The organism is uncultured Cyclobacterium sp. (genome assembly GCF_963977555.1).
Lineage (GTDB): Bacteria > Bacteroidota > Bacteroidia > Cytophagales > Cyclobacteriaceae > Cyclobacterium.
Genome location: NZ_CAXBPD010000002.1, coordinates 1 through 11,903 on the forward strand (window position 1 = coordinate 1; position 11,903 = coordinate 11,903).

The window sequence follows — 11,903 nt, forward strand, 5'->3', positions numbered from 1 at the left end:
CGTTTACTAGCAATATAGCCCTATTTATACCATTTAAAAAGCGCCTTATTCAATTTTTCTAAATATTATTCCCATAGCATTACCTGATAATCTTAAAATACTGCTATCATGTACATCTAAAGAAATTCTACCCTCTGAAATAAAGTCAATCATAACTCAGAATGAAACGGCTGTTGCCAAGCCTATTAATTTAGGTCAGTGTGAAGCCTTTATATTAAAAGAGGTTGGAAAGGAAGTTATTAGCATTGAAAATATTCAGGAAATAGCTGCAAAATCTGAAGGGCACCCTTTGTATTTGAGGTATTTGGTAAATTATATTAAAACCCTTAGCAAGGGTGAAACAGATGATATTGATAATTGGATAAAGCAGATACCTACAATAGGCGGGGACATAAGTAGATATTACGATTCAATCTGGGATAAAATATATGAAGTGCCTGACAAACTTTGGATAATCCTAATTCTTTCATGGTTAAGACAATCCTTAGAACAGGATGAATTAATAAAAATACTACCTGAACCATATAAATTAGGTTTTTTATCAAACATCAAAGTCCTAAAATATTTGCTAAAAGGCGAAAATGATTTTGAAATATACCATAATTCGTTTAAGGATTATGTAATTGTTAATACGGAGCCTTATTCTACTCAAGTCAATGATTATATTACTCAGTTTTGTTCTCTAAATGCAGACCATTATTATTCAATAAACAACCTTCTATATCATCAGTCACAAGGCAATAATAAAGAAGATGCTGTTAGTTACTGTAACCAAGAATGGGCAGATAAGTGTGCATTAAATAGTGTCTCTCCAGAATTGGTAATTGGTGATTTAAAAGAAATAATTAATATATCAATTGATTTAAAGCAAACAGTTGAAACTATAAGACTACTTCTTTTATTACAAAGAATTGAATTTAGGTATGATAGTGTATTTGCTGAAAATGCAAATCTTATTGCAAGTGCCTTAATTTCACTTGAAGAATATGACGCTGCATTGAAGTATTTGGTTCGAGAAAATACTTTATTAGTTGATAACTACGATGCATTAATGTTTCTCCAATTATTGTATGAAAGTGAAGCAAATGCTGAAGCTAAAATTTTGTTTGAAGCAATAAGTCAAAAATATAGAAGGCAGATTAATGAAGGAATAAATTCAAAAGAAGGAATTGGCTACGATACCTTTATGTTACAATTAAACTCTTTAACATTATCTATGAATGATAATTTTAAAGAAGCTTTTCATGACTTTTCAGGCTTAATGGGAGTTTTAAAAAGACAACAAAACTATGCAGCTGAACATAATCATAAAGAAATGTATAATTCTTTTTATACAATACGTGAGTATGCTGCATCATGGCAAAATGCTTATGCTTTAAGACGGTTTGATATTTTCATGGAATCTGAGGCAACAGCAAAAGCCACAGGTGTCAAGTTAGATAGAAAATGGGCTAAAATGAGAGCCACATCAATTGTTTTATTTGATGAGATAGCAACTTATAGTACAGGTGTTTTTGAAAAAACAGATAATTATTTTTCTGCTATTAAAGATATAGAAAACTTAATTGAAAAATATGGATACAGTGAAGATAAATCAGAAATTCAGGTTCTGATTAATTCATTAATTGATAATAGTAAAAAAAGTGGGTTAGTTAAATCGTTAATTTTAAAATACTTTAAATTTGACGATGATTTCAACTTCAGAAAAGACAATGGTGTCGACTTGAATTATCAAGATATACATCAGTTATATTTTAAGTTTAAGTTTAAAGGATATATCAACGACACGAAAGAATTACCAGTAATTCAAAATTCTTATGACAGATATAAAAAATGGGAAGAGTTTACACTAGCAATCTTGAAAAACATTGCTTTTTTGGACGGTAAATCTCAGTTTTATAATGCTGAGGAGTTAAAAGAAGAAATAGAATCAACAATCAAGGAATATTCAAAAGTTCTTTCAAAAATTGATTTCACTTTTGATGAGAGAAGTTTTTGGGATAGAAGTTATAGTTTACCAGAAGCAATTTATCCATTAATTTATTCTAAAGTTACAGGGTATTTAGCACAGTTCAGTCATTTAGAATTGCGTAACTTTTTACAATCATTTCAAAAGAAGTCGCAAAATCAAGCGGGCTTGTATTCAGAAGGCTTTAGAAAAAGCCTATTCGAAGTTATTTCAGGTTTAATCAAAGCAAACTATGAAACAGATGATATTAAGCAGTTGCTTGAGATATGGAGTAAATATGTTATTGACAATGTAGAAAACAGGTGGGAAAGAACATCTGACTTATTAAAGATTATTGAACAGTATGGCTTAATATCAGATAAAGAAAAAGGTATTGAGATGTTCAAAGCCATGCTTAAAACATCAATGGGACCAAGTTGGTATAAAGAAGCCCAATTTGATTTATTAAATACGACCATAGATTTATCAAATGGAGAAAAGGAACTCAATAAACATCTAAAGGAATTTGCTTCAATTTTAGATTATGCTTCTGGCGAGATGACATTCCAAAGGTATGTAAGAGTTGAAAAAGAAGTCTTTATTGCGAGTTTGATTAAAAGTGATAAAACTAATGTTGCTCTTGATTATTTTAAGTCAGAAGTTATTCCATCTCCCCAAGTAATAATAAGAAATGCAGAAAAAAGCACTTTTGATGCTCCACGTATTGGTGATGGTTATTGCCTAGGTGCAAGAAATATCAAAGAACAAAGTGGTGTTTTAAAAATCTTGAAAGTAATTAAAGTAAAATCATCCTATTTGAAATGGGCATTAGCTGAAATATTTACAATTAATGATGATGTTTTTAGATTTGTCCTTGATTTTGGCGAGATACAGGCACAACTTTTAGAACATTATGAATCAATAAATGAACCTTATATTGATGATTTATATAAGGTTATAGTTGAAATTGCTAGTGCTGAAGAATTAAAAGAAGAAAGGATTAATTATTTAAACTGTTTTAAAGGTCAAATTTCAGAAAAAGGAATTAAAACAATTCAAGGGTATCTATTGAAAAACGAAATATCGTGGGATATCGTTCCAATAGAAAAGAAATCAAAAACAACGAGTAAAGTAACAAAAGAAGATTCTTTTGTTATATTCAATAATTCCTTTCAAAACAACGATAAAGCAAGGGAAGCAATTATAAAGGAAGGTGCTCAAGCTTTTATTAAGGAGAGAGTAAACATCTGGTTGGGTAATTGGTCAACGAATAGCAACATTGCAAAAAGAAATTTAAAACAACTTTTTTCCGATGAATTTGAGGTTTTTAAATATCTAAAAGAATTTATAAATCAATATTCTAATGATACGTGGAGTATTACTTCAAAACTAATATGGTTTTTAGAGGGGAAACTTTCGTTGCAAAAAACAGAGGAAATTTATAAAACAATTGCCGAGCATTTTACTTTACTTGTTAGACCAGATGATGAATCTATTACAAAATATAAATGGATTGAGGATGAGGCTGAAAGTGCCACAAACGATGAACTATTAGCAGCATTTCTAATATGGTTATTAAACCATCCACATGAAGGGTTCTCAAAACGAGCATTTAATTCAATACAAAAGCTTGTTCTTTATGAACCAGAACTTATCATTCCTATTTTAATTAAAGAAGTTAGTTCAAATGAGCCTAAAATTTCATCAATTAAGTGTTCTTTAATTCTCAAAAATATCTCAATTGAAAAGCCTGAAGTAATTCGCAATATCTTAGAAAATGAAAATAGTTATTACCAAGCTCTCGTGAATATTGAACATTTTACGATTAAAAAGAACTTACTGGATGGTGCTATTGGTTTAAATAAGATAGGTTACAATAAGCTTTATAATGAAATATATAATAGTTTTCCAGAAACTATTGTAATAGTTGGCGATGTTGCACTGGAAGAAGATTACTTGGAAGGTATTTCGTATGAAATTGATGAGTTAAATGAAATGCAGATTTTAAATAGAAAGTTTTGCGAATCACTACTTGGGTCAATAATCGAAAAATGCAAACCTCTTTCAATTGACGATTATAGAAAATCAGACAAATACTTAACAAGAAGTTTTCCAAATGATAATTATTACAGAGGTCGATTTGACGATGTTTTAAATTATGCTCTTAATATTTCTATTACTAGTAGAGTTGATAAAAGTAATTTAAACGAAGTTTATAATATTCTAAATTACTAACTTATGTATGAACCAAGATGGAGTTTTAACGATTCAAGATATGAATTTGAAAATAAGTTTAATATTCTTCAAGTACTAATAAATGAAGGGAGAATGAACTTTTCATTTCAATCACGAAAGACTATTGAAAGTCTGACTAAAATCAGGAGACTGCCTAATGGAAGAATAGACTTGAATACAATTGATGAGCTTGCTAGAACGACAGCTAACATGGCAGGCAATTTTGAACATATGATGAAACAAAATAACGATACAAAACATGAGGAATGATAAATATGGTATGCCGCCTCCTACCAATAGGCAGGAGTTTGAGCAAAATATATTTTTATCCATTGAAGCTGCCCTCTTTAGGATAAATAATCAAATTGAAGACCCTGGTTTTATGTATAGTATTTTGCCCAAATTAGCAGAATTAAAACCTTTACCTAATGGTCGTATTAATTTTAATCAAGTGGATGAGTCTTTGAGGCTAGATGCTAACTCACGTCGCTGGATGGAGCTTATGCCTCCACCTGAACTAATAAAGAAAGATGATAAAGAAAATAAATAATATCCAGCCCACTCAGCCAAGCACATTTGCAATTCACACAAGCCAACAAACAATCAAAAATTGCAAAAGAGCTTATCTGTTTGCCAACGCTTTTTTGCCGACCCTAAAAACTAATTTTTTCGGTAACAGCAGTACTTCTATTGGGCGGTTTTTGGATTGCGATAAATTGATACCTAACTGGTAATGAATAAAGCCCAGCATACAACACGCGGTATAAAACATTGGGGTTTAAGTTGTTATTCAAACATTCTACCACGCATCAAGTTCAGTGTAACTGGACAGGAAAGTAGCCCGCAATCCCCAACGATTTCATACCGCCACCGTTGTGTGCCACGAGGTGGCATTTATCCAATTTATGTAAATCCTACCAGGGCAATTGACTGTTCACCCTGAAGAAAAACGGACCGTGATATTTGGGTGAAATTCGCTGAAGCTTCGTTTTTTTTAAATATTGAAGCCGAAATGGGTAAATGTGAATCCGTTTAGCTTCCGTAGGTGTATTTATAGGACGTGGCTTTTCCTGTATTTAACAGGATACGGTTTGATGAAGGGGGCCCTGATTCTTTGCTTTTTATTCTTATCTTTATAGGTATAAATAAGGTAGGCTATCAGGCCCTACTTAAAGAGTGCATTTAGGAACTAGCTAAATACATTAATAATGAAAAAAAATAAATGGATTACTGTATTAGTAATTTTATCAATTTTTATACTAACAAAATGCGGAGAAAAACGATCTGGAGTAGTTGACGTAAAATTCACGACGGAACTAACTCAAGTCGATCTTGACAAGATTCAGATCGATTTGAAGTCCCAAAACATAGCATTGACTTATGATCTTCTTGAATTTGATGAACGAGGTTTCTTGAAAAAGATTGACGCCTCCATAGATTATAACGATGGGCAAAAGGGAAGTTTTAAATCTAGTGAACTCCAATCAACTGATGGTCCCGGATTCTATCGAGACTTTTCAAATGAATAAGTATACTTGATTAAAATTACCTTCTACTTATTTTTCCCTACAAAATCTACTCCCATATTATAAAGCGTAAAGGCGAAAATATCGGCTTGCTCCTCAATTACCTTGCTGGTAGGCTTACCAGCACCATGGCCTGCATTGGTTTCTATGCGGATCAAAACGGGCAATTGTCCTTTATGGGCTTCCTGAAGTGCTGCAGCAAATTTAAAGGAATGAGCAGGAACCACACGGTCATCATGGTCAGCCGTAGTGACCAAAGTTGCGGGGTAGGCTGTTCCTTGCTTTAGTGCATGAACAGGTGAATAATTTTTCAGGTATCGGTACATCTCTTCACTCTCATCTGCAGTTCCATAATCATAAGCCCAGCCTGCTCCTGCAGTAAATTGATGGTACCTTAGCATGTCCATCACGCCCACAGCAGGCAAAGCCACTCTGGCAAGATCAGGTCTTTGGATCATCGTAGCGCCCACGAGTAATCCACCATTGCTACCGCCTTTGATGGCCAGGTAGTCACTTGAAGTGTATCCTTCATGAATTAAATACGCTCCTGCTGCTATGAAATCATCAAATACATTTTGCTTTTGAAGCTTGGTACCGGCCTTGTGCCAGTTTTCACCATATTCTCCACCTCCTCTGATATTAGGGACAGCATAAATGCCACCATTTTCTAACCATACGGTATTCGCTATGCTGAAAGCAGGTGTGAGGCTAATGTTAAAACCGCCATATCCGTACAATATCGTCGGGTTCTTACCATTTAAGACCAAGCCTTTTTTATGGGTGATGAGCATAGGAACCTTCGTCCCATCCTTGGAAGTGTAAAAAACCTGGTGGCTTTCATAGGCCTCCGGGTCCAAATCCAGTTGGGGTTCCCGGTAAAGTTTGCTCTTCCCTTCTCTAATTGAATAACGATAAATACTTCCGGGTTGCACATAGGAAGTGAAAGAATAATAAATGCTGTCTTGTGTTTTTTTGGAGGAGAAACCACTAACAGTTCCTGCTCCGGGTAGCTCGATTCTGCTTTCTTCATTCCCCTCATAATCAAACTGGCGAATTTCACTGATGGCGTCTTTTAAGTAAGTAGCAAATAGCTTCCCACCTCCCTTTGATACCTGCATGACTTGTGCTTTCTCAGGAATAAGGACCTGCCATTTTTCCTGTTCGGGATTGTCCAGGTCAATTTTCACCAGTTGATTGTTAGGTGCATCTCTGTTGGTTTGGACTAACAGCCAGCCTTCCTGATGATCCAATACGCCATGGTTGTTGTCCATGTTTACTACGATTGGCTTAATGGTACTGCCTGCTTTGTTTAAATCTTTGTAGTACAGTTCATTTCCAGTGGTGCTGTTAGCTGCACTAATGACAAGGACTTGACCATCCTCCGTAACAGTACCTGAAACATACCTTTTAGGTGTTTCATCATTTCCAAATACCAGTACATCTTCAGCTTGAGTAGTACCCAATTGGTGGAAATAAAGCCTGTGATCATTGGTCAATGCAGAAAGTTTGGATCCGTCAGGTTGGGCATAGGTACTGTAGTAAAAGCCTTTTTTACCTTCCCAGGATATGCCTGTAAATTTGGCATCTTTGATCTGGTCCTTTAATAGCATTTTGCTATCGGTGTCCATGACGTAGATGTCTCTCCAATCCGATCCTGCGACTGAAACAGCATAGGCAAATAGGCTTCCATCTTTAGTAAAGGCAATACTAGACAGAGAGGTACTGCCGTCTTCAGACAGCTTATTGGGATCCAAGAAAACTTCTTCATTCCCTTCATCCCGGGACCTGTAAAGTACAGACTGATTTTGCAGTCCATCATTTTTAAAGAAATAAGTCCATTCTCCGTAAAAAAATGGTGCCCCTACTTTCTCATAATTCCATACTTTTTCAAGCCTTTCTCTTATGGCCTCTCTAAAAGGGATTTTATCTAGGTAATCAAAAGTGACTTTATTTTGGGCGATCACCCATTCTTTGGTGTTTTCAGCATAATCGTCCTCTAGCCATCGGTAAGGATCCGCTACTTCTTCACCCCAATACAAGTCAACGTGATCAGTTTTTTCGGTAATTGGGTATTCCACAGGTATAGGTTTGAAATGGTTTTCATTAGTACAGGCCAAGGTCAGAATTGTCAGACACAAAAGACTGTTTTTTTTCAATTTTGGTAGTAATATAAAGCCGTTTTGCATCATTTTCCTTTTTATAGCATTGACATAAACAATGGCGATTTTAAATACATCATTCTTTAACCCGGATTATGAAATAGCATTCGTGATGAGTGTTGCAATCGCAAGAAAATCAGGCTGTTTGGAGATTTTAGCATAGCACCGCTATGGTGAAATTGAAAACAGCAACGAAGTGGCTAATTTTAAAGCGATTTCAGCACGTAATAGATTGTCTATTGCATGTTTCGGGTTTAAATTTAGGCATTTATTTTTTTGTGTTCAGGTAATTTTAGAAAAAGCAGAAACCGTAATATATAGGCTATAAATTATTAGAAAAGTAGTGAACAATAAGCTGTAAACGATATGGATAAAATCTTCACCCTATATAAGACCTCATGATTTATCATTTGGAAGGTCAAGGGATAGGAGAGGAGACAATAAAGTGCATACATTTTCTTACACATTGCCATAAAAGTATCTGCCCAATTCCAAAACAACCCACGGACGAATCTGTTATTACCTTAGAAATGACAGGAACTGAAACAGATAGAATCATCGAAATGGCATGGGAAGACAAAACCCCATTTGAAGCCATACAGGCACAATTTGGACTTTCGGAAGCCGAAGTAATTGTATGCATGCGAAGGGAGTTAAAACCAAGTTCATTCAGGAACTGGAGAAAGCGGGTAAATAGTGGGACAAGCAGAAAACATCTACACAAGAGAAATAGCGCCATAAATCGTTTTAAATCTTCTAGACAAAGGGATATTTCCAATAATAAAATTTCAAAAAGATAACTTTTCCTACAAATATAGAGGCCATCAGAGCGCGAATTACAGCCATAGACCCTGTGCGCTATGCCCAGTCCCGAAATTATGGAGATGGTGCAGTAACGCGCTTGAGTCCCTACATTTCCAGGGGAGTGATCAGTACAAGGCAGGTTTATGATCATATCCTTACCTTAGCTATACCTAGTGGAGAGGCAGAAAAATTAATTCAGGAGCTTGCCTGGAGAGATTATTGGCAGCAGGTATGGATCGCCAAAGGAGATGCAGTTCACACAGACCTGAAGCAAGCCCAAAAGCCTGTGTCAAATTACCAGGTACCTAAAGCCATCGTAGAGGCATCCACAGGGATTGAAGTGGTAGATGCAGGAATTAGGGAATTGTATGACACAGGCTATATGCACAATCACATGCGCATGTATGTGGCGGCCATTTGTTGTAACATGGGACATTCTCATTGGCTGGCTCCTGCAAGATGGATGTATGCACACCTTTTGGATGGGGATATAGCAAGTAACCAGCTGAGTTGGCAATGGGTGGCAGGAGCTTTTTCCAATAAGAAGTATTATGCCAACCAGGAAAACATCAATAGATTTTTCCACAGTGCGCAGCAGCATACTTTTCTGGATGTTTCCTACGAGCATTTTGAGAGCATGGACATCCCCAATGTATTGAAGGACAATGTTGCTTTAAATGTAGACCTTCATTTACCGAAAGTGGAAAAACCTCCTGTATTGGCAGACCAAGTTACCCTTATCTATAATTATTATAACCTGGACCCTGATTGGTATAGAGGTGAAAACTTTCAGCGGGTGCTTCTTCTGGAACCCTCCCTATTCGAGAAATTCCCAGTCCATCAAAAATGTATCGATTTTGTGATTGGCTTGTCTGAAAATATTCCGGACATCAAATTATTTGTGGGGGAATTTGATGCGCTTCTGGCTCAAATAAGCCCAGAGAAAATAACTTATAAAGAACATCCGCTCAATAGACATTATCAAGGGATTCAGGAACCCAGAGAATGGCTAAGCAACGTGACAGGATACTATCCTTCCTTTTTTTCTTTTTGGAAAAAGTGTAAGAAAGAACTTATGAAATGAAGAAAAAAGACCTTCCAAGCAAAATTTGCCTTACCTGTAAACGTCCTTATAGCTGGCGTAAAAAATGGGAAAGAGATTGGGAGCAGGTAAAATATTGCAGTGAAAAGTGCAAACGAAATAAAAGCCATGAAAGCCATTAATATTATTTTTCCGCATCAACTTTTTGAAAATAGTGAACTTCTAAAAAGTGGCAATGAGACTTACCTGATAGAAGAGCATCTTTTCTTCCGACAGTACAAATTTCACAAGCAGAAAATAACTTTTCACCGGGCTTCAATGAAGGCCTATGAAAAATACCTTGACGGTTTTAACTTTAAAATTCACTATATAGCTTCCGATAATGAACTATCGGATATTAGAAAATTTCATAAGGAAATTGAAGACAAAGGAATTGAAGCAATTCAAGTAATAGACCCTGCTGATGATTGGTTGATGCAGCGCATCCAATCCCTTTCCTCTGTCTGTGAAGTCAAGGTTTTTCCCAGTCCACAATTTTTGAACAGTGAGGAAGAGTTGGAGCATTTCTTCAGAAAGGACAAAAAATCATTTTTGCAGGCCACCTTTTACAAACAGCAACGCAAAAGACTTGGGATCCTTGTCGATGAAGAGCAAAATCCCGTGGGAGGCAAATGGTCTTACGATGCGGAAAACAGAAAGAAATTTCCCAAAGGGAAAACTCCACCGGCAATAAGTTTTCCTAAAAAATCAAAGGATTGGGAAGAGGCATGTGAATACACACTAAAATATTTCAGTGATAATCCAGGTGATGTTTCAAAGGATAGGTTTTATCCCATTAATCACTCGGAAGCAGGTGACTGGCTAGAGCAGTTTTTGACTTATCGTTTTCATGATTTCGGAAAGTACGAAGATGCCATATTAAAAGAGCCTTCTTTTATCAACCACAGCCTGCTTTCACCTTTATTGAATAGCGGCTTGATTTTACCCTCGGAAGTAGTGAAACGTGCCCTTTCCTTTGCGGAAGAAGAGGGGATACCGATTAATTCTACAGAGGGATTTATTCGCCAAATTGTTGGCTGGCGAGAATTTATTCGTGGGATGTATCTCTGTAAAGGTAGGTATTCCCGTACCCGCAACTTCTGGCAGTTTAAGCGTAAAATACCCCAGTCCTTTTATGAGGGAACAACTGGAATTGTACCTATTGACCAAACCATAAAAAAGGTGCTTCAGACCGGTTATTGCCACCATATAGAAAGGCTGATGGTGCTTGGGAATTTTATGCTCTTGTGCGAATTTGATCCCGACGCCGTTTATCGTTGGTTTATGGAACTGTTTATTGATGCGTATGACTGGGTGATGGTGCCCAATGTGTATGGCATGTGTCTCTTTGCTGATGGAGGCACTTTTGCAACCAAACCCTATATAGGAGGGTCAAACTACATTAGAAAGATGAGCAATTATTCCCGTGGAGAATGGGAAGAAATATGGGATGGTATGTTTTGGCGATTCGTCATGAAACACGAGGATTTTTTTCGTAAGAATCACCGTACCAATATGCTGGTTTATTCCCTTGATAAAATGGATAAAGACAAACAACAGACACATCTTGATAATGCCGAATCTTTTATCAAGAACAAGTTGGGAGGAGATGCTGAATAATTGATTATTAGAGAAATACAATTATAGCCAGTAGGATTTAAGGCTGTCATTTGAATGATGGAATTTTGGCATTTGATTTTTAAGGAAAATTACCGAAATTTAACACATAGAATCTTTAGACAATTTAAAAAATAGATTGATTGACAGGATCAAAGTTTCTGAAAACGAGAAATTGTTGGAAGCCTTAGAAGGTATACTGAACTCCACAGAAAACGATGGGCGATTGGCACTTAATGCCTATCCTATCGAAGTGCTTCAAATGAGCGTGAAGGATATTGAAAACGGGGATTTGATTTCGGAGACCGATCTTAGAAAAGAAGATTCCGAATGGATGGACTGATCCTACTTTGGACCTAAACTGCCAAGGAGCAACGAAATCATATTTTCGAATATTGGAACGAAAAAAACAAGAGCAATCAATATTCAAAAAAATTAAACCTGAGGATAAGAGGACACACTGATTTACTGAAACAATTTCCCGAAATGGGAAAACTTACTGATTTCAGAAAAAAGAGCAATAATAAAGGGAC

General features: G+C 35.9%; 10 protein-coding genes. 9 read left to right on the forward strand and 1 reads right to left on the reverse strand.

Annotation, left to right across the window (positions count from 1 at the left end; all coding sequences use genetic code 11):
* The first annotated feature begins 304 nt into the window (after positions 1–304).
* The 4 genes from AAC073_RS02400 to AAC073_RS02415 all read left to right on the forward strand — a co-directional run bounded on the left by AAC073_RS02400 (position 305) and on the right by AAC073_RS02415 (position 5,712).
* Positions 305–4,183 carry a hypothetical protein gene (locus AAC073_RS02400; RefSeq protein ID WP_339922240.1) on the forward strand — a complete coding sequence of 1,293 codons (3,879 nt, stop codon included), beginning with the start codon at positions 305–307 and terminating at the stop codon, positions 4,181–4,183.
* Between the two features lie 3 nt (positions 4,184–4,186).
* Entirely contained in the window at positions 4,187–4,453 is a 267-nt protein-coding gene (gene avs1c, locus AAC073_RS02405; RefSeq protein ID WP_339922241.1) for an AVAST type 1 anti-phage system protein Avs1c, read from the forward strand.
* Positions 4,443–4,733 (forward strand): hypothetical protein, encoded by a 291-nt coding sequence (locus tag AAC073_RS02410; protein ID WP_339922242.1) that lies wholly within the window; start codon positions 4,443–4,445, stop codon positions 4,731–4,733. Before avs1c ends, AAC073_RS02410 begins: the two co-directional genes overlap by 11 nt.
* 658 nt (positions 4,734–5,391) lie before the next feature.
* Complete coding sequence (locus AAC073_RS02415; RefSeq protein ID WP_339922243.1) at positions 5,392–5,712, forward strand: hypothetical protein; 321 nt, start codon at positions 5,392–5,394, stop codon at positions 5,710–5,712.
* A gap of 23 nt (positions 5,713–5,735) precedes the next feature.
* Here AAC073_RS02415 and AAC073_RS02420 read toward each other — a convergent pair whose 3' ends face one another.
* Positions 5,736–7,898, reverse strand: a complete 2,163-nt coding sequence (locus AAC073_RS02420) for a prolyl oligopeptidase family serine peptidase (protein WP_339922244.1) — start codon at positions 7,896–7,898, stop codon at positions 5,736–5,738.
* Between the two features lie 500 nt (positions 7,899–8,398).
* Here AAC073_RS02420 and AAC073_RS02425 point away from each other — a divergent pair, with 500 nt between their 5' ends.
* The 5 genes from AAC073_RS02425 to AAC073_RS02445 all read left to right on the forward strand — a co-directional run bounded on the left by AAC073_RS02425 (position 8,399) and on the right by AAC073_RS02445 (position 11,713).
* Positions 8,399–8,668 carry a TIGR03643 family protein gene (locus AAC073_RS02425; protein ID WP_339922563.1) on the forward strand — a complete coding sequence of 90 codons (270 nt, stop codon included), beginning with the start codon at positions 8,399–8,401 and terminating at the stop codon, positions 8,666–8,668.
* A 53-nt stretch (positions 8,669–8,721) separates the two neighbouring features.
* Positions 8,722–9,756 (forward strand): FAD-binding domain-containing protein, encoded by a 1,035-nt coding sequence (locus AAC073_RS02430; protein WP_339922245.1) that lies wholly within the window; start codon positions 8,722–8,724, stop codon positions 9,754–9,756.
* Complete coding sequence (locus AAC073_RS02435; protein ID WP_339922246.1) at positions 9,753–9,896, forward strand: DUF2256 domain-containing protein; 144 nt, start codon at positions 9,753–9,755, stop codon at positions 9,894–9,896. The genes AAC073_RS02430 and AAC073_RS02435 overlap by 4 nt, the downstream gene beginning before the upstream one ends.
* Positions 9,856–11,373: a cryptochrome/photolyase family protein gene (locus tag AAC073_RS02440; protein ID WP_339922247.1), complete on the forward strand. Its 1,518-nt coding sequence runs from the start codon at positions 9,856–9,858 to the stop codon at positions 11,371–11,373. The genes AAC073_RS02435 and AAC073_RS02440 overlap by 41 nt, the downstream gene beginning before the upstream one ends.
* A 136-nt stretch (positions 11,374–11,509) precedes the next feature.
* Positions 11,510–11,713, forward strand: coding sequence for a hypothetical protein (locus AAC073_RS02445; protein WP_339922248.1), 204 nt, complete (start codon positions 11,510–11,512; stop codon positions 11,711–11,713).
* The last annotated feature ends 190 nt before the right edge of the window (positions 11,714–11,903 follow it).